This is a genomic window from Pseudomonas sp. P179 (genome assembly GCF_000478485.2).
Lineage (GTDB): Bacteria > Pseudomonadota > Gammaproteobacteria > Pseudomonadales > Pseudomonadaceae > Pseudomonas > Pseudomonas aeruginosa.
Genome location: NZ_KI517354.1, coordinates 401,148 through 419,388, shown reverse-complemented (window position 1 = coordinate 419,388; position 18,241 = coordinate 401,148). Strand labels below are relative to the sequence as shown.

Sequence of the window (18,241 nt, the reverse complement as noted above, 5' to 3'; positions counted from 1 at the left end):
GGCGAATGCAGAACGCTCTATTTCAAGCCTTCGCCCGTAACGGAGCAAGCCGTTTGTTGTCATAGCCTGGTGCCAGGCTGCGGGTGGCTCGCCGAAGCATGCGGGCGGAATGCCTAACTATCGGTAAAGCAAGGGTAAATAGCGGGTAAAGAGGCTTTGCCTGGGCCCCTGCAATGCTTATCGTGCAGCCTGGAAAAAGCGCCTCCGTTCTAAGCCTGAAGAAGAACCATGACTCCAACGACCGGTAAATCCAAGTTCCGTACCCTGCGCCCGTGGCTGATCACGGCCCTGGCCTTCGCCGCCGTGATCGGCCTGGTGATGTGGCTGGCGGCGCCCGCCTCGGCACCGTCCTCCGACGGGCGACCCGGTCGCGGCGGCAAGCCGGGCGCCGCGCTGCCCAAGGCCAACGCGCTCACCGTCGGCGTGGCCAGGGTGGAGCAGGGCGACCTGGCGCTGCATTTCAACGCGCTTGGCACCGTCACCGCCTTCAACACGGTGAACGTCAAGCCGCGGGTCAACGGCGAGCTGGTCAAGGTGCTGTTCCAGGAGGGGCAGGAGGTCAAGGCCGGCGACCTGCTGGCGGTGGTCGACCCGCGCACCTACAAGGCGGCGCTGGCCCAGGCCGAGGGCACGCTGATGCAGAACCAGGCGCAACTGAAGAACGCCGAGATCGACCTGCAGCGCTACAAGGGGCTGTACGCCGAGGACTCGATCGCCAAGCAGACCCTGGATACCCAGGAAGCCCAGGTCCGCCAGTTGCAGGGCACCATCCGTACCAACCAGGGTCAGGTCGACGACGCCCGCCTCAATCTGACCTTCACCGAGGTCCGCGCACCGATTTCCGGGCGCCTCGGCCTGCGCCAGGTGGACATCGGCAACCTGGTCACCAGCGGCGATACCACGCCGCTGGTGGTGATCACCCAGGTCAAGCCGATCTCGGTGGTGTTCAGCCTGCCGCAGCAGCAGATCGGCACCGTCGTCGAGCAGATGAACGGCCCCGGCAAGCTGGCGGTCACCGCGCTGGACCGCAACCAGGACAAGGTTCTCGCCGAAGGCACCCTGACCACCCTGGACAACCAGATCGACACCACCACCGGCACGGTCAAGCTCAAGGCGCGCTTCGAGAACGCCGACGGCAAGCTGTTCCCCAACCAGTTCGTCAACGTGCGCCTGCTGGCGCAGACCCTCAAGGGCGTGCTGACCATTCCGGCCAACGCCGTGCAGCGCGGCACCAACGGTATCTATGTGTACGTGGTCGGCGCCGACAACAAGGTCAGCCAGCGCAGCGTCGCCATCGGCACCAGCGAGAACGAGCGGGTGGTGGTGGAAAGCGGCCTGAAGGCCGGCGAGCAGGTGGTGGTGGAAGGCACCGACCGCCTGCGCGACGGTATGGAAGTGCGTGTCGCCGAGGCCTCCCCGCAGGTCCTCGAGGGCGAGCCGCAGAAACCGCAGACTGGCCGCCCCAGCGGCCTCCAGGGCGACTCGGTGGGTAGCGGGAGCGCTGAATGAACCCGTCCCGCCCGTTCATCCTGCGGCCGGTCGCGACCACCCTGCTGATGGTGGCGATCCTGCTCTCGGGCCTGATCGCCTACCGCTTCCTGCCGATCTCGGCGTTGCCGGAAGTGGACTACCCGACCATCCAGGTGGTCACCCTGTACCCCGGCGCCAGCCCGGAGATCATGACCTCGTCGATCACCGCGCCGCTGGAGAACCAGCTCGGGCAGATTCCGGGGCTCAACGAGATGTCTTCCAGCAGTTCCGGCGGCGCCTCGGTGATCACCCTGCAATTCAGCCTGCAGAGCAACCTCGATGTCGCCGAGCAGGAAGTCCAGGCGGCGATCAACGCCGCGCAGAGCCTGCTGCCCAACGACCTGCCGAACCAGCCGGTGTTCAGCAAGGTGAATCCGGCGGACGCACCGATCCTGACCCTGGCGGTGATGTCCGACGGCATGCCGCTGCCGCAGATCCAGGACCTGGTGGATACCCGCCTGGCACAGAAGATCTCGCAGATCTCCGGGGTCGGCCTGGTCAGCATCAGCGGCGGCCAGCGCCCGGCGGTGCGGGTGCGCGCCAACCCGACGGCGCTGGCGGCGGCGGGGCTGAGCCTGGAGGACCTGCGCAGCACGGTGACCAGCAACAACCTCAACGGCCCCAAGGGCAGCTTCGACGGCCCGACCCGTGCCTCGACCCTGGACGCCAACGACCAGTTGCGCTCGGCCGACGCCTACCGCGACCTGATCATCGCCTACAAGAACGGCTCGCCGCTGCGCATCCGCGACGTCGCCAGCGTCGAGGACGACGCCGAGAACGTGCGCCTGGCCGCCTGGGCCAACAACCTGCCGGCGGTGGTGCTGAACATCCAGCGCCAGCCGGGGGCCAACGTGATCGAGGTGGTCGACCGGATCAAGGCGCTGCTGCCGCAGCTGCAATCGACCCTGCCGGGCAATCTCGACGTGCAGGTGCTGACCGACCGCACCACCACCATCCGCGCCTCGGTCAAGGACGTGCAGTTCGAGCTGGCGCTGGCGGTGGCGCTGGTGGTGATGGTCACCTTCCTGTTCCTGCGCAACGTCTACGCCACCCTGATTCCCAGCTTCGCCGTGCCGCTGTCGCTGATCGGTACCTTCGGCGTGATGTACCTGTCCGGCTTCTCGATCAACAACCTGACCCTGATGGCGCTGACCATCGCCACCGGCTTCGTGGTCGACGACGCGATCGTCATGGTGGAGAACATCGCCCGCTACCTGGAGCAGGGCGACTCGCCGCTGGAAGCGGCGCTCAAGGGCTCGAAGCAGATCGGCTTCACCATCATCTCGCTGACCTTCTCGCTGATCGCCGTGCTGATCCCGCTGCTGTTCATGGGCGACGTCGCCGGGCGGCTGTTCCGCGAGTTCGCCATCACCCTGGCGGTGGCGATCCTGATTTCCGGCTTCGTCTCCCTGACCCTTACGCCGATGCTCAGCGCCAAGCTGCTGCGCCACATCGACGAGGACCAGCAGGGCCGCTTCGCGCGCGCCGCGGGGCGGGTCATCGATGGCCTGATCGCACAATACGCCAAGGCCCTGCGGGTGGTCCTGCGGCACCAGCCGCTGACCCTGCTGGTGGCCATCGCCACCCTGGCGCTGACCGCGCTGCTCTACCTGGCCATGCCCAAGGGCTTCTTCCCGGTGCAGGACACCGGGGTGATCCAGGGCGTCGCCGAAGCGCCGCAGTCGATCTCCTTCCAGGCCATGTCCGAGCGCCAGCGCGCCCTTGCCGAGGTGGTGCTGAAGGACCCGGCGGTGGCCAGCCTGTCCTCCTACATCGGCGTCGACGGCAGCAACCCGACCCTCAACACCGGCCGCCTGCTGATCAACCTCAAGCCGCACAGCGAGCGCGACGTCACCGCCAGCGAAGTGATCCAGCGCCTGCAGCCCGAACTCGACCACCTGCCCGGGATCAAGCTGTACATGCAGCCGGTGCAGGACCTGACCATCGAGGACCGGGTCGCCCGCACCCAGTACCAGTTCACCTTGCAGGACGCCGACCCGGACGTGCTCGCCGAGTGGGTGCCGAAGCTGGTGGCGCGGCTGCAGGAGTTGCCGCAGCTCGCCGACGTCGCCAGCGACTGGCAGGACAAGGGCTTGCAGGCCTACCTGAACATCGACCGCGACACCGCCTCGCGCCTCGGCGTGAAGCTCTCCGACATCGACAGCGTGCTCTACAACGCCTTCGGCCAGCGGCTGATCTCGACCATCTTCACCCAGGCCACCCAGTACCGCGTGGTGCTGGAGGTGGCGCCGCAGTTCCAGCTCGGCCCGCAGGCCCTGGAGCAGCTCTACGTGCCGTCCAGCGACGGCACCCAGGTGCGCCTGTCGAGCCTGGCGAAGGTGGAGGAGCGGCATACCCTGCTGGCGATCAACCATATCGCCCAGTTCCCCTCGGCGACCCTGTCGTTCAACCTGGCCAAGGGTTACTCCCTGGGCGAGGCGGTCGAGGCGATCCGTGGCGTCGAGGCCAGCCTGGAGCTGCCGCTGAGCATGCAGGGCAGCTTCCGCGGCGCGGCGCTGGCCTTCGAGGCCTCGCTGTCGAACACGCTGCTGCTGATCCTCGCCTCGGTGGTGACCATGTACATCGTCCTGGGCATCCTCTACGAGAGCTTCATCCATCCGGTGACCATCCTCTCGACCCTGCCCTCGGCCGGGGTCGGCGCGCTGCTGGCGCTGATGCTGGCGGGGCAGGAGATCGGCATCGTGGCGATCATCGGCATCATCCTGCTGATCGGCATCGTCAAGAAGAACGCGATCATGATGATCGACTTCGCCCTCGACGCCGAGCGCAACGAAGGCAAGCCGCCCCATGAGGCGATCTACCAGGCCTGCCTGCTGCGCTTCCGGCCGATCCTGATGACCACCATGGCCGCGCTGCTCGGCGCGCTGCCGCTGATGCTCGCCGGCGGCGCCGGCGCCGAGCTGCGCCAGCCGCTGGGCATCACCATGGTCGGTGGCCTGCTGCTGAGCCAGGTCCTGACCCTGTTCACCACCCCGGTGATCTATCTCTACTTCGACCGCCTGGCCCGTCGCTGGGCGGCCTGGCGCAAGCAGCGCGGGCTGGACCTGAACACCGAGGCCGGGTTCGACGGGGACGCCGGGCGATGAGTCTGTCCACGCCCTTCATCCGCCGCCCGGTCGCCACCACGCTGCTGACCCTGGCGTTGCTGCTGGCCGGCACCCTGTCGTTCGGCCTGCTGCCGGTGGCGCCGCTGCCCAACGTCGATTTTCCGGCCATCGTGGTCAGCGCCAGCCTGCCGGGCGCCAGCCCGGAAACCATGGCCTCGTCGGTGGCCACGCCGCTGGAGCGCTCGCTGGGACGGATCGCCGGGATCAGCGAGATGACCTCCAGCAGTTCGCTGGGCTCGACCACCGTGGTGCTCGTGTTCGACCTGGAGAAGGACATCGACGGCGCCGCCCGCGAGGTGCAGGCGGCGATCAACGGCGCGATGAGCCTGCTGCCCAGCGGTATGCCGAACAATCCCAGCTACCGCAAGGCCAACCCCTCGGACATGCCGATCATGGTCCTCACCCTGACCTCGGAGACCCAGAGTCGCGGCGAGATGTACGACCTCGCCTCGACCGTGCTGGCGCCGAAGCTGTCGCAGGTGCAGGGGGTAGGGCAGGTGAGCATCGGCGGCAGCTCGCTGCCGGCGGTGCGGGTCGACCTCAACCCGGATGCCATGAGCCAGTACGGGCTGTCCCTGGACAGCGTGCGCACGGCCATCGCCGCGGCCAACAGCAACGGCCCCAAGGGCGCCGTCGAGAAGGACGACAAGCACTGGCAGGTGGACGCCAACGACCAGTTGCGCAAGGCCCGCGAGTACGAGCCGCTGGTGATCCACTACAACGCCGACAACGGCGCCGCGGTGCGCCTCGGCGACGTGGCCAAGGTCAGCGACTCGGTGGAGGACGTGCGCAACGCCGGCTTTTCCGACGACCTGCCGGCGGTGCTGCTGATCGTCACCCGCCAGCCCGGCGCCAACATCATCGAGGCCACCGACGCCATCCACGCGCAACTGCCGGTGTTGCAGGAACTGCTCGGGCCGCAGGTCAAGCTGAACGTGATGGACGATCGCAGCCCGTCGATCCGTGCGTCGCTGGAAGAGGCCGAGCTGACCCTGCTGATCTCGGTGGCGCTGGTGATCCTGGTGGTCTTCCTGTTCCTGCGCAACGGCCGCGCCACGCTGATCCCCAGCCTGGCGGTGCCGGTCTCGCTGATCGGCACCTTCGCGGCCATGTACCTGTGCGACTTCAGCCTGAACAACCTGTCGCTGATGGCGCTGATCATCGCCACCGGCTTCGTGGTGGACGACGCCATCGTGGTGGTGGAGAACATCGCCCGACGCATCGAGGAGGGCGATCCGCCGATCCAGGCGGCGATCACCGGCGCCCGCCAGGTCGGTTTCACCGTGCTGTCGATGACGCTCTCGCTGGTCGCGGTGTTCATCCCGCTGCTGCTCATGGGCGGCCTCACCGGACGGCTGTTCCGCGAGTTCGCGGTGACTCTCTCGGCGGCGATCCTGGTGTCCCTGGTGGTATCCCTGACCCTCACGCCGATGCTCTGCGCGCGTCTGCTGCGTCCGCTGAAACGGCCCGAAGGCGCTTCCCTGGCGCGGCGCAGCGATCGCTTCTTCGCCGCCTTCATGCTGCGCTACCGCGCCAGCCTGGGCTGGGCGCTGGAGCACTCGCGGCTGATGGTGGCGATCATGCTGGCCTGCATCGCCATGAACCTCTGGTTGTTCGTGGTGGTGCCCAAGGGCTTCCTCCCGCAGCAGGACTCCGGGCGCCTGCGCGGCTACGCGGTGGCCGACCAGAGCATCTCGTTCCAGTCCCTGAGCGCGAAGATGGGCGAGTACCGCAAGATCCTCTCTTCCGATCCGGCGGTGGAAAACGTGGTCGGCTTCATCGGTGGCGGCCGTTGGCAGTCGAGCAACACCGGTTCGTTCTTCGTCACTCTCAAGCCGATCGGCGAGCGCGACCCGGTGGAGAAGGTCCTCACCCGGCTGCGCGAGCGGATCGCCAAGGTGCCCGGCGCGGCGCTCTATCTCAACGCCGGCCAGGACGTGCGCCTGGGCGGCCGCGACAGCAACGCGCAGTACGAATTCACCCTGCGCAGCGACGACCTGACCCTGCTCCGCGAATGGGCGCCGAAGGTCGAGGCGGCGATGCGCAAGCTGCCGCAGCTGGTGGACGTCAACAGCGACTCCCAGGACAAGGGCGTGCAGACCCGCCTGGTGATCGACCGCGACCGCGCGGCGACCCTGGGGATCAACGTGGAAATGGTCGACGCGGTGCTCAACGACTCTTTCGGCCAGCGCCAGGTGTCGACCATCTTCAACCCGCTGAACCAGTACCGGGTGGTGATGGAGGTCGACCAGCAGTACCAGCAGAGCCCGGAGATCCTCCGCCAGGTCCAGGTGATCGGCAACGACGGCCAGCGCGTGCCGCTGTCCGCGTTCAGCCACTACGAACCGAGCCGGGCACCGCTGGAGGTCAACCACCAGGGCCAGTTCGCCGCCACCACGCTGTCCTTCAACCTGGCACCGGGTGCGCAGATCGGCCCGACCCGCGAGGCCATCATGCAGGCCCTGGAGCCGCTGCACATCCCGGTGGACGTGCAGACCAGCTTCGAGGGCAACGCCGGCGCGGTGCAGGACACGCAGAACCAGATGCCCTGGCTGATCCTCCTGGCGCTGCTGGCGGTGTACATCGTCCTCGGCATCCTCTACGAGAGCTATGTGCACCCGCTGACCATCCTCTCGACCCTGCCTTCGGCCGGGGTCGGCGCGCTGCTCGCGCTGATCCTCTGCCGCAGCGAGCTGAGCCTGATCGCGCTGATCGGCATCATCCTGCTGATCGGCATCGTCAAGAAGAACGCGATCATGATGATCGACTTCGCCCTGGAGGCCGAGCGCAACCACGGCCTGAGCCCGCGCGAGGCGATCCTCGAGGCCTGCATGATGCGCTTCCGGCCGATCATGATGACCACCCTGGCCGCCTTGCTCGGCGCCTTGCCGCTGATCTTCGGCATCGGCGGCGACGCCGCGCTGCGCCGGCCGCTGGGCATCACCATCGTCGGCGGGCTGATCGGCAGCCAGTTGCTGACCCTGTACACCACCCCGGTGGTCTACCTCTATCTCGACCGCCTGCGCCACTGGGTCAACCAGAAACGCGGCGTACGCACGGACGGTGCGCTGGAGACACCCCTATGAAACACACCCCCTCGTTGCTCGCCCTGGCCCTGGTCGCCGCCCTCGGCGGCTGCGCCATCGGCCCCGACTACCAGCGACCGGACCTGGCGGTGCCCGCCGAATTCAAGGAAGCCGAAGGCTGGCGCCGCGCCGAGCCGCGCGACGTGTTCCAGCGCGGCGCCTGGTGGGAGCTGTACGGCGACCAGACCCTGAACGACCTGCAGATGCACCTGGAACGTTCCAACCAGACCCTGGCCCAGTCGGTGGCGCAGTTCCGCCAGGCCGAGGCGCTGGTGCGCGGCGCGCGGGCGGCGTTCTTCCCGTCGATCACCGGCAACGTGGGCAAGACCCGCAGCGGCCAGGGCGGCGGCGACAGCACCGTGCGCCTGCCCGACGGCTCCACTGTGAGCAGCGGCGGTGGTTCCGGTGCGATCAGCAACAGTTACTCGACCAGCCTCGGTGTCAGCTGGGAGGTCGACCTCTGGGGCAAGCTGCGCCGGCAACTGGAGGCCAACCAGGCGAGCCTGCATGCCAGCGCCGCCGACCTCGCCGCGGTGCGCCTCAGCCAGCAGTCGCAACTGGCGCAGAACTACCTGCAACTGCGGGTGATGGACGAACAGATCCGCCTGCTCAACGACACGGTGACGGCCTACGAGCGTTCGCTGAAGGTGGCCGAGAACAAATACCGCGCCGGCATCGTCACCAGGGCCGACGTGGCCCAGGCCCGCACCCAGCTGAAAAGCACCCAGGCCCAGGCCATCGACCTGAAGTACCAGCGTGCCCAGCTGGAGCACGCCATCGCCGTGCTGGTCGGCCTGCCGCCGGCGCAATTCAACCTGCCGCCGGTGGCGAGCGTGCCGAAGCTGCCGGACCTGCCGGCAGTGGTGCCGTCGCAATTGCTCGAACGACGGCCGGACATCGCCTCGGCGGAACGCAAGGTGATTTCCGCCAACGCCCAGATCGGCGTGGCCAAGGCCGCCTATTTCCCCGACCTCACCCTGAGCGCCGCCGGCGGCTACCGCAGCGGCAGCCTGAGCAACTGGATCAGCACGCCGAACCGCTTCTGGTCGATCGGCCCGCAGTTCGCCATGACCCTGTTCGACGGCGGCCTGATCGGCTCCCAGGTGGACCAGGCCGAGGCGACCTACGACCAGACCGTGGCGACCTACCGGCAGACCGTGCTCGACGGTTTCCGCGAGGTGGAGGACTACCTGGTGCAATTGAGCGTCCTCGACGAGGAGAGCGGGGTGCAGCGCGAAGCCCTGGAGTCGGCCCGCGAGGCACTGCGCCTGGCCGAGAACCAGTACAAGGCCGGCACCGTCGACTACACCGACGTGGTCACCAACCAGGCCACCGCGCTGAGCAACGAACGCACCGTGCTGACCCTGCTCGGCAGCCGCCTGACCGCCAGCGTCCAGTTGATCGCGGCAATGGGCGGCGGCTGGGACAGCGCCGACATCGAGCGGACCGACGAGCGGCTCGGCCGGGTCGAAGAGGGCCTGCCGCCTTCGCCCTGAGTTCTTCTCGCTGCCTGTTCCTGACGAATGCCTTTCCCCGCTATTGCGCTTGCATGACACACCGCCGTCCGCGTCTCGGCTAGAGTACGGCGGCGGATGTGGAGGTGAATACGTGTCGGGGAAGTTTCCGGAAATGCCCTCGCGCCGAGGCTACTGGCTCGGCTGGTTGTGCCGCCTGGCCATGCTTGGCGGCGTCGCCGCGATGTTCTGGGCGCTGCTGCAATGCTTCGTCCTGCTGCACGGCGATCCGCCGCTCCAGCGCGCCCCGCTGCGGACGCCCTGGACCCTGCTGGCGCTCGGCCTGGCGCTGTTCCTCGCCGGTTTCTGCGGCGAGTACCGGCTGTGGCGGCGCCGCGCCGGTTGCTGAAACCGGCGTCAGGCAGCGCCCGTCGAAGGGAACAGCAGGCGCAGGTGGGTCTTCTGCTGCGGTACGCTTTCCGCTTCGGCGCGGCCGCCGTGGTAGGCCATGATCGATTGCACGATGGCCAGTCCCAGGCCGGTGCCGGCCTGGGCTCCAGTCTGGCGTCCGGCGCGGCGGTAGAAGCGCTCGAACAGGTGCGGCAGGTACTCCGGCGGGATGCCCGGGCCGTCGTTGCTGACCCTCACCTCGGTGTGCCCCGCGCGCTCCCCGATCCGCACGTCGATGCGCCCGCCTTGCGGGGTGTGGCGCACGGCGTTGGACACCAGGTTGGAAATGGCGCGCTGGATCATCAGGTTGTCGCCGTGGGCGAAGCCGCTGCCGGACAGGCGCAGCTCGACGCCCTTGTCCTCGGCGACCATCTCGTACAGGTCGATGACCTTGGCCGCCTGCTCGTGCAGGGCGACGCAGCCGAACTGGGCCTGGATCGCCGGGTTGTCCACCTGCACCAGGAACAGCATGTCGGTGACGATCCGCGACAGCCGCTCCAGTTCCTCGGCATTGGACTCCAGGGCTTCGCGGTATGCCGCGCTGTCGCGATGCTGGCTGAGCAGCACCTGGTTGCGCACCAGCAGGTTGCAGATCGGCGCGCGCAGTTCGTGGGCCAGGTCGTCGGAAAACTGCGAGAGCTGGCGTACGCCATCCTCGAGGCGGCCGAGCATGTGGTTGAAGCTGCGGGCCAGGCTGTCCAGCTCGCGCGGCAGGTTCTGCTCGGGGATGCGGTAGGAGAGATCCTGCGGGCTGACCTGGGCGGCCACCCGGCGGAAGCGGTTCAACGGTTCGAGGCCGGCACGCACCACCCACCAGGCGGCCAGGGCGATCAATGGCAGGAGGAAGGGCAGGGCCAGCAGGGTGGCGCGGAGGAAACCGTCGAGCAGGCGCTCGTCGGCGTTGCGCTCGCTGCTCAGCAACACCTGTACCGGGGTGCCGTTCTTCATGCGCATGGAAGCGCCGATGCTCAGCAGGCGCTGGTCGTTGCCGGTGCTCCAGCTCTGGAACACCGGCTGGCGGGCATCCGCCTGCAAGCGGGCGAGAAGCGCGCGGTTGGCCGCGACGCTGGCCGCGGCCTGGTCGCCGAAGCTCATCAGCGGCTGGCCGCTGCGGCTGTCGAGAATGCTCAGGTGCAGGCCGCTGTGCGCCACCAGTTGGTCCTGCAGGGCATGCGCCTGTACGGCCGGGTCGCTGCGCAGGTCGAGATCGTCTTCCAGGCTGTGGCGGATCTGCTCCAGCTTCAATTGCAGGTTTTCCCGCTCGCGGGCTTCCAGCTCGCGGCCGAGGTTCCAGTGCGCCATTGCGCCGAGCGCCAGGGCCAGCAGCGCGCCGAGGGCGCCGACCAGCAGGGCCAGGCGCAGCGACAGTCGGCCTGGTGGCGTCATCGGCGCGCTTCCAGGACGTAGCCGACGCCGCGAATGGTATGGATCAGCTTGAGGTCGAAGCCGTCGTCGATCTTCGCCCGCAGGCGGCAGATGGCGACTTCCACCACGTTGGAGTCGTTGTCGAAGTTCATGTCCCAGATCAGCGAGATGATCTGCGTCCGGGTGATGACGTCGCCGTTGCGCCGCATCAGCAGGTGCAGCAGGGCGAACTCCTTGGTCGTCAGGTTGATCCGCACCCGGCCGCGGAAGGCCCTGTGGCGGCTGGCGTCCAGCTCCAGGTCGGCGACCCGCAGGACGTCCTGCATCGGTGCCTGGTCGTGGCGGCGCAGCAGCGAGCGGACCCGCGCCAGCAGTTCGGGGAACTGGAACGGCTTGACCATGAAGTCGTCGGCGCCGAGATCGAGGCCGCGCACCTTGTCGGTCAGCCTGCCATGCCCGGTGAGCATCATCACCCGCGCGCTGCTGCGTTCGCGCAGGCGGCGGAGCAGGTCCCAGCCGTCGATGCCGGGCAGGTTGACGTCGAGGATCACCAGTTCGTAAGGGTGTTGCAAGGCCATGTGCAGGCCGTCGATGCCATCGTTGGCGCGGTCGACGATGTAGCCGCTTTCGGTCAGGCCCTGGTGCAGGTAGTCGGCAGTCTTGACTTCATCTTCGATAATAAGGATGCGCATGTTCGCCCCTATATAAAGTATGGATTCATTTTCAAGTAAATGTTTAAGTGCATTGCTATAAAGTTACATTGCGGGCGTTGCCTGGATAGAATCCTGGAAATGTAATTTCATATCGTTGCGCTGCTTCGATGATAATTATCGAATGACCGGGTAGTTCTCCCGGGAGTCCGCCTGAGAACTTTGGAAATGTCCGCGGCGCAAGCACCGCTGGGCGTGAGAGGCAATGCCTTTTGTAAGCGCATGTTGCTTTTGTCCCTATGTTTCATCCAACTATTGCCAGTCTCTTCGAAGGTTGCCGAAGTGTAACCGCTAATTGTCCGTGGAGAATATTCATTACCGACTTGTAATTCTTCCGTCACCTTGCCGATAAGCCCCGCTACCTAACATCTGCCGCATCCCGGAAGTGCAACTTCGAATATCGCCGGCGAGATATCGCCGATGAACGGTTGCGTGGTTCCGGGCCGGTAATGGATCGCCGTCGCCGACGACGATCAGCAGACGAGGAGCGGAACATGCCGATACTTCGGCCACTGGCCAGCGCGGGGAAACGCGCCTGCTGGCTACTGATGGGACTCTGCCTGGGCCTGCCGGCCCTGGCGAACGAGGCGCCGGTGAGTTTCAACGGCACTTCGATCAGCCTCGAGCAGGCGTTGGAGCGAGCCCTGCGGAGCAACCCCGAGCTGGCGGCGGTGGGGCGCGAGACCGAGATCGCCAGCGGCGCGCGGCAGCAGGCCGGGCTGATCCCCAACCCGGATCTGTCCTGGAGCGTCGAGGACACCCGCCAAGGCAATCGCCAGACCAGCGTCAGCATCGCCCAGCCGCTGGAGCTGGGCGGCAAGCGCGGTGCGCGGGTGGAGGTGGCGAAACGCGGCAGCGAGATCGCCTGGACCCAACTGGAAGTCCGTCGCGCCGAACTGCGCGCCCAGGTCCGCGGCGCCTACTACGCGGCGCTGACCGCGCAGGAGCGGGTGCGCCTGGCGAAGACCTCCCTGGACCTGGCCAGGCGCGCGCTGCAGGCCGCCGACCGACGGGTCAAGGCCGGCAGCATCTCCTCGGTGGAACGGGTTCGCGCCCAGGTCCTGGCGGACAACGCCCAGCTCGACCTGAGCCAGGCGGAGCTGGAGCAGCAGCGCACCTATGTGCAGCTGTCGAGCACCTGGGACGAGCCGCAGCCAGGCTTCGCCAGGGTCGGCGGCGCGCTCGACGCGGTGCCGGCGAGCATCACCCGTGGCGCCTTGCTGCGCCATCTCGACGAGTCGCCGACCCTGCGCCTGGCGGCCCAGGAGGTAGCGCGCGGCGAGGCCCAGGTCGACCTGGAGAAGCGCCAGCGCATCCCCAACCTGACGGTCAGCATCGGCAGCAAGTACGACCAGACCGCCCGCGACGGACGTGGCGAACGGGTCAACCTGATCGGCCTGTCGATGCCGCTGCCGCTGTTCGACCGCAACCAGGGCAACATCTACGCCGCCCAGAGCCGCGCCGACCAGGCCCGCGACCTGCAGCGCGCGACCCTGCTGCGCCTGCGCAGCGAAGCGGTACAGGCCTACGACCAGTTGCGCACCTCGGAACAGGAGCTGGCGCTGGTCCGTCGCGACCTGCTGCCCGGCGCACAGAGCGCGCTGGACTCGATGACCCGCGGCTTCGAGATGGGCAAGTTCAACTTCCTCGACGTGCTCGATGCCCAGCGCACCCTGGTCGGCGTCCGTGCCCAGTACGTGCGCGCGCTGGACGCCGCGGCGCAGGCGCGGGTGAGCATGGAGCGCCTGCTCGGTGAAGACATCGGCCACCTCGGCCAGTGAGATTTCCGGGGCGGGCCGCCGGCGCGCCCCCCGAACGGTTCGGGAGAACAGAATGGGCAAGAAGACGATTATCGCGGTGACCGCACTGGCACTGCTCGGCCTGGGCGGCGGCGCCTACCTGGAGCTGGGCGGCAAGGCGCCGGCCGGCGCCGGCGAAGCGGCCGCCGAGGGCGAGGGCAGCGGACCGCGCGGCGGCATGTTGTTGCGCCAGGGCGACCTGACCCTGGAACTGCTGGTGCCGGAGGACGGCAGCCCGCTCAAGGCCTGGGTCGAGCGCGGCGGCAAGGCGCTGGCGCCGCAGGAGGTGGTCCTCGGCGCCGACGTCGAGCGTGCCACCGGCGAGGTCGAGGACCTGCTGTTCAAGGCCAGCGGCGATGGCCTGGTGGCCAATGCCGGGATCGCCGAGCCGCATGCCTTCACCGCGCGCCTCAAGCTGATGGCCGGCAAGCAGGGCTACGACTTCGCCTTCACCCGCGAGGAGGGCAAGCTGGAGCTGGATGCCGAGCAGATCGAGGCCGCCGGCATCACCCTCGATACGGCGCGGACGATCAGCCTGGCCCAGGTGGTCTCGCTGCCCGGCGAGATCCGCTTCAACGAGGACCGCACCGCGCATATCGTCCCGCGCCTGCCGGGGATCGTCGACAGCGTGCCGGCCAATCTTGGCCAGGCGGTGAAGCAGGGCGAGCTGCTGGCGGTGATCAGCAGCCCGCAGTTGTCCGACCAGCGCAGCGAATTCGCCGCCGCCCAGCGCCGCCTGAGCCTGGCGCAGAGCACCTACAAGCGCGAGCAGCAGCTGTGGAAGGAGGGCATTTCCGCCGAGCAGGAATTCCTGCTCGCCCGCCAGGGTTTGCAGGAAGCCGAGATCGCGCTGAACAACGCGCGGGCGAAGATCGCCGCGCTCGGCGGCAATCCCAGCCTGCAGGGCGGCAACCGCTACGAGCTGCGCGCGCCGTTCGCCGGGGTGCTGGTGGAAAAGCACCTGACCCAGGGCGAGCCGGTGGACGGCACCGCCAACGTCTTCACCCTGTCCGACCTGTCCTCGGTCTGGGCCACCTTCAACGTGCCCGCGCAACTGCTCGGCCAGGTCCGCGTCGGCAGCAAGGTCAAGGTGCTCGCCCAGGCGCTGGATAGCGAGGTGGAGGGCACCGTGTCCTACATCGGCGACCTGCTCGGCGAGCAGACCCGCGCGGCCACCGCCCGGGTCACCCTGAGCAACCCCGAGAGCACCTGGCGCCCGGGTCTGTTCGTTTCCGTGCAGGTGGCCGAGGCGACCCGCAAGGAAGTCCTGACGGTCGCCGACGGCGCGGTGCAGAACGTCGACGGCGAGGACGTGGTGTTCGTCCGCGTGGCCGATGGCTTCGTGCTCCAGCCGGTCAAGCTGGGCATCAGCGACGGCCAGCGCGTCGAGGTCCTCGAGGGCCTGCGCGCCGGCAGCCAGGTCGCCGCCAGCGGCAGCTTCATCCTCAAATCCGAACTGGGCAAGGGCTCGGCGGAACACGGTCACTGAGTCCCGCTCCAGGAGTCTTCGCATGTTCGAACGCATCATCCAATTCGCCATCGAGCAACGCTGGCTGGTCCTGCTGGCGGTGCTGGGGATGGCCGGGGTCGGCATCGGCAGCTACCAGAAGCTGTCCATCGACGCGGTCCCGGACATCACCAACGTCCAGGTGCAGATCAATACCGCCGCCCCCGGCTACTCGCCGCTGGAAGTGGAGCAGCGGATCACCTACCCGGTGGAGACCGTCATGGCCGGCCTGCCGGGTTTGCAGGAAACCCGTTCGCTGTCGCGGCCGGGGATTTCCCAGGTGACGGTGATCTTCGAGGAGGGCACCGATATCTACTTCGCCCGCCAGCAGGTCAACGAACGCCTGAGCACGGCGCGCGAGCAACTGCCGGAAGACATCTCGCCGACCCTCGGGCCGATCTCCACCGGTCTCGGCGAGATCTACCTGTGGACGGTTGAGGCCGAGGAGGGCGCGACCAAGGAGGACGGCAGCGCCTACACGCCCACCGACCTGCGCACCATCCAGGACTGGATCATCCGTCCGCAGTTGCGCAACGTGAAGGGCGTGGCCGAGATCAACACCATCGGCGGCTACGCCAAGCAATTCCTCATCGCCCCGGATCCGAAGAAGCTCGCGGCCTACAAGCTGACCCTCGGCGACCTGCAGAACGCCGTGCTGCGCAACAACGAGAACGTCGGCGCCGGCTACATCGAGCGGCGCGGCGAGCAGTTGCTGATCCGCGCGCCGGGCCAGGTCAAGGACATGGACGATATCCGCGGGATAATCGTTTCCAACGTCGACGGCGTGCCGATCCGTATCCGCGACGTCGCCGAGGTCGGCCTGGGCAAGGAGCTGCGCACCGGCGCGGCCACCGAGAACGGCCGCGAAGTGGTGCTCGGCACGGTGTTCATGCTGATCGGCGAGAACAGCCGGGAAGTGGCCCAGGCGGTCGGCCAGCGCCTGGAGGAGATCAACCGGACCCTGCCCAAGGGGGTCAAGGCGATCACCGTCTACGACCGCACCACCCTGGTGGACAAGGCCGTGGCCACGGTGAAGAAGAACCTGGTGGAAGGCGCGGCGCTGGTGATCGCGGTGCTCTTCCTGTTCCTCGGCAACATCCGTGCGGCGTTGATCACCGCCACCATCATCCCGCTATCGATGCTGTTCACCTTCACCGGGATGGTCGGCAACAGGGTCAGCGCCAACCTGATGAGCCTCGGCGCGCTGGACTTCGGCATCATCGTCGACGGCGCCGTGGTGATCGTCGAGAACGCCATCCGCCGCCTGGCCCACGCCCAGGCCCACCACGGCCGCCAGCTGACCCGCGCGGAACGTTTCCACGAGGTCTTCGCCGCGTCCAGGGAGGCGCGCCGGGCGCTGGTCTTCGGCCAGATCATCATCATGGTGGTGTACCTGCCGATCTTCGCCCTCACCGGGGTCGAGGGGAAGATGTTCCACCCGATGGCGTTCACCGTGGTCACCGCGCTGCTCGGCGCGATGATCCTCTCGGTGACCTTCGTCCCGGCGGCGATCGCGCTGTTCATCACCGGCAAGGTCAAGGAGGAGGAGAACTTCGTCATGCGCCGCGCGCGTCTGGCCTACGAACCGGCGCTGCGCTGGGTGCTCGGGCACCGCGCGCTGGTGGTCGGCGGCGCCCTCGGCGCGATCCTGCTCACCGGGCTGGTGGCCTCGCGGATGGGCAGCGAGTTCATTCCCAGCCTCAGCGAGGGCGACTTCGCCATGCAGGGCCTGCGGGTGCCGGGCACCAGCCTGACCCAGTCGGTCGAGATGCAGCAGACCCTGGAGAGGAAGCTGATGGGCAAGTTCCCGGAGATCGAGCGGGTCTTCGCCCGCACCGGGACCGCCGAGATCGCCTCCGACCTGATGCCGCCGAACGCCTCCGACAGCTACGTGATGCTCAAGCCGCAGAGCCAGTGGCCGGACCCGAAGAAGTCGCGGGAGGCGCTGCTGGAAGAATTGCAGGCCGCGGCCCTTGAGGTGCCGGGCAGCGTCTACGAGTTCTCCCAGCCGATCCAGTTGCGCTTCAACGAACTGATCTCCGGGGTGCGCAGCGACGTCGCGGTGAAGGTCTTCGGCGACGACATGCAGGTGCTCAACGACACCGCGGAGAAGATCTCCAAGGTGCTGCAAGGCATCGACGGCGCCTCCGAGGTGAAGGTCGAGCAGACCACCGGCCTGCCGGTGCTGACGGTGGACATCGACCGCGACAAGGCGGCACGCTTCGGCCTCAATGTCGGCGACATCCAGGACACCGTGGCCACCGCCCTCGGCGGACGCAACGCCGGTACCCTGTTCGAGGGCGACCGCCGCTTCGACATCGTCATCCGCCTGCCGGAAACCCTGCGCGCCGACCTGCCGGCACTGTCCAACCTGCTGATCCCGCTGCCGCCGAACAACCTGGCGCGGATCGACTTCATCCCGCTGTCGGACGTGGCGCGCCTCGTCCTCTCGCCGGGACCGAACCAGATCAGCCGGGAGAACGGCAAGCGGCGCATCGTGGTCAGCGCCAACGTGCGCGGCCGCGACATCGGCTCGTTCGTGCTGGAAGCGCAACAGAAGCTGCAGGACGGGGTGAAGATCCCGGCCGGCTACTGGACCACCTGGGGCGGCCAGTTCGAACAGTTGCAGTCCGCCGCCAAGCGCTTGCAGGTAGTGGTGCCGGTGGCGCTGCTGCTGGTGTTCACCTTGCTCTTCGCCATGTTCAACAACGTCAAGGACGGCCTGCTGGTGTTCACCGGCATCCCCTTCGCCCTCACCGGCGGGGTGCTGGCCCTGTGGCTGCGCGGGATACCGCTGTCGATCTCGGCGGCGGTGGGTTTCATCGCCCTGTCCGGGGTGGCGGTGCTCAACGGCCTGGTGATGATCTCCTTCATCCGCAACCTGTTGCAGGAAGGACGCAGCCTCGACCAGGCGGTGTGGGAGGGCGCCATCACCCGCCTGCGTCCGGTGCTGATGACCGCCCTGGTGGCGTCCCTCGGTTTCGTGCCGATGGCCCTGGCCACCGGCACCGGCGCCGAGGTGCAGCGGCCGCTGGCGACGGTGGTGATCGGCGGCATCCTGTCCTCGACCATGCTGACCCTGCTGGTGCTGCCGGTGCTCTATCGCTGGACCCACGGGCGCGACGCCGGGCCGCGCGAGGAGACGCCGGCGGCCGGCTGAAGCGGGCGCGCAAGCGGGCCGGCAGGGGAAACCCTGGCGGCCCTTTTTCGTT

10 protein-coding genes are annotated in these 18,241 nt (G+C 67.9%); 8 read left to right on the top strand and 2 right to left on the bottom strand.

Going from position 1 to position 18,241, the window contains the following annotated elements; genetic code table 11:
- The first annotated feature begins 228 nt into the window (after positions 1-228).
- From muxA to HMPREF1224_RS14475, 5 genes are all read left to right on the top strand, one after another.
- Positions 229-1,509 (top strand): multidrug efflux RND transporter periplasmic adaptor subunit MuxA, encoded by a 1,281-nt coding sequence (muxA, locus tag HMPREF1224_RS14495; RefSeq protein ID WP_003111498.1) that lies wholly within the window; start codon positions 229-231, stop codon positions 1,507-1,509.
- Positions 1,506-4,637 carry a multidrug efflux RND transporter permease subunit MuxB gene (gene muxB, locus HMPREF1224_RS14490; protein ID WP_003089920.1) on the top strand — a complete coding sequence of 1,044 codons (3,132 nt, stop codon included), beginning with the start codon at positions 1,506-1,508 and terminating at the stop codon, positions 4,635-4,637. Before muxA ends, muxB begins: the two co-directional genes overlap by 4 nt.
- Positions 4,634-7,744 carry a multidrug efflux RND transporter permease subunit MuxC gene (muxC, locus tag HMPREF1224_RS14485; RefSeq protein ID WP_010793063.1) on the top strand — a complete coding sequence of 1,037 codons (3,111 nt, stop codon included), beginning with the start codon at positions 4,634-4,636 and terminating at the stop codon, positions 7,742-7,744. The genes muxB and muxC overlap by 4 nt, the downstream gene beginning before the upstream one ends.
- Positions 7,741-9,240, top strand: a complete 1,500-nt coding sequence (gene opmB, locus HMPREF1224_RS14480; protein ID WP_003120075.1) for a multidrug efflux RND transporter outer membrane subunit OpmB — start codon at positions 7,741-7,743, stop codon at positions 9,238-9,240. Before muxC ends, opmB begins: the two co-directional genes overlap by 4 nt.
- A gap of 133 nt (positions 9,241-9,373) precedes the next feature.
- Positions 9,374-9,607 carry a hypothetical protein gene (locus HMPREF1224_RS14475; RefSeq protein WP_016561952.1) on the top strand — a complete coding sequence of 78 codons (234 nt, stop codon included), beginning with the start codon at positions 9,374-9,376 and terminating at the stop codon, positions 9,605-9,607.
- An 8-nt stretch (positions 9,608-9,615) separates the two neighbouring features.
- Here the strand turns inward: HMPREF1224_RS14475 and HMPREF1224_RS14470 are convergent, their stop codons facing one another.
- Both HMPREF1224_RS14470 and HMPREF1224_RS14465 read right to left on the bottom strand, forming a co-directional pair.
- Positions 9,616-11,034 (bottom strand): sensor histidine kinase, encoded by a 1,419-nt coding sequence (locus HMPREF1224_RS14470; protein ID WP_003089902.1) that lies wholly within the window; start codon positions 11,032-11,034, stop codon positions 9,616-9,618.
- Entirely contained in the window at positions 11,031-11,705 is a 675-nt protein-coding gene (locus HMPREF1224_RS14465) for a heavy metal response regulator transcription factor (protein ID WP_003089900.1), read from the bottom strand. The genes HMPREF1224_RS14470 and HMPREF1224_RS14465 overlap by 4 nt, the downstream gene beginning before the upstream one ends.
- A gap of 512 nt (positions 11,706-12,217) precedes the next feature.
- On the opposite strand from HMPREF1224_RS14465, the gene HMPREF1224_RS14460 reads away from it, so the two are divergent.
- From HMPREF1224_RS14460 to HMPREF1224_RS14450, 3 genes are read left to right on the top strand one after another with little or no spacing between them, the layout of a single operon-like run.
- The gene (locus tag HMPREF1224_RS14460; RefSeq protein ID WP_003113317.1) at positions 12,218-13,504 is read left to right on the top strand and encodes a TolC family protein; all 1,287 of its coding nucleotides are present in this window, start codon (positions 12,218-12,220) and stop codon (positions 13,502-13,504) included.
- A 52-nt stretch (positions 13,505-13,556) separates the two neighbouring features.
- On the top strand, positions 13,557-15,011 hold the full coding sequence (locus HMPREF1224_RS14455) for an efflux RND transporter periplasmic adaptor subunit (protein WP_010793062.1): 1,455 nt from the start codon (positions 13,557-13,559) through the stop codon (positions 15,009-15,011).
- A gap of 22 nt (positions 15,012-15,033) precedes the next feature.
- Entirely contained in the window at positions 15,034-18,189 is a 3,156-nt protein-coding gene (locus HMPREF1224_RS14450) for an efflux RND transporter permease subunit (protein ID WP_010793061.1), read from the top strand.
- Positions 18,190-18,241 lie beyond the last annotated feature (52 nt).

Excerpts from the sequence above, each read along its gene's own strand:
- HMPREF1224_RS14470 (WP_003089902.1), bottom strand. The coding sequence starts at position 11,034 with ATGACGCCACCAGGCCGACTGTCGCTGCGCCTGGCCCTGCTGGTCGGC.
- HMPREF1224_RS14450 (WP_010793061.1), top strand. The coding sequence starts at position 15,034 with ATGTTCGAACGCATCATCCAATTCGCCATCGAGCAACGCTGGCTGGTC.
- muxA (WP_003111498.1), top strand. The coding sequence starts at position 229 with ATGACTCCAACGACCGGTAAATCCAAGTTCCGTACCCTGCGCCCGTGG.
- HMPREF1224_RS14460 (WP_003113317.1), top strand. The coding sequence starts at position 12,218 with ATGCCGATACTTCGGCCACTGGCCAGCGCGGGGAAACGCGCCTGCTGG.
- muxB (WP_003089920.1), top strand. The coding sequence starts at position 1,506 with ATGAACCCGTCCCGCCCGTTCATCCTGCGGCCGGTCGCGACCACCCTG.
- muxC (WP_010793063.1), top strand. The coding sequence starts at position 4,634 with ATGAGTCTGTCCACGCCCTTCATCCGCCGCCCGGTCGCCACCACGCTG.
- HMPREF1224_RS14475 (WP_016561952.1), top strand. The coding sequence starts at position 9,374 with ATGCCCTCGCGCCGAGGCTACTGGCTCGGCTGGTTGTGCCGCCTGGCC.
- HMPREF1224_RS14465 (WP_003089900.1), bottom strand. The coding sequence starts at position 11,705 with ATGCGCATCCTTATTATCGAAGATGAAGTCAAGACTGCCGACTACCTG.
- HMPREF1224_RS14455 (WP_010793062.1), top strand. The coding sequence starts at position 13,557 with ATGGGCAAGAAGACGATTATCGCGGTGACCGCACTGGCACTGCTCGGC.
- opmB (WP_003120075.1), top strand. The coding sequence starts at position 7,741 with ATGAAACACACCCCCTCGTTGCTCGCCCTGGCCCTGGTCGCCGCCCTC.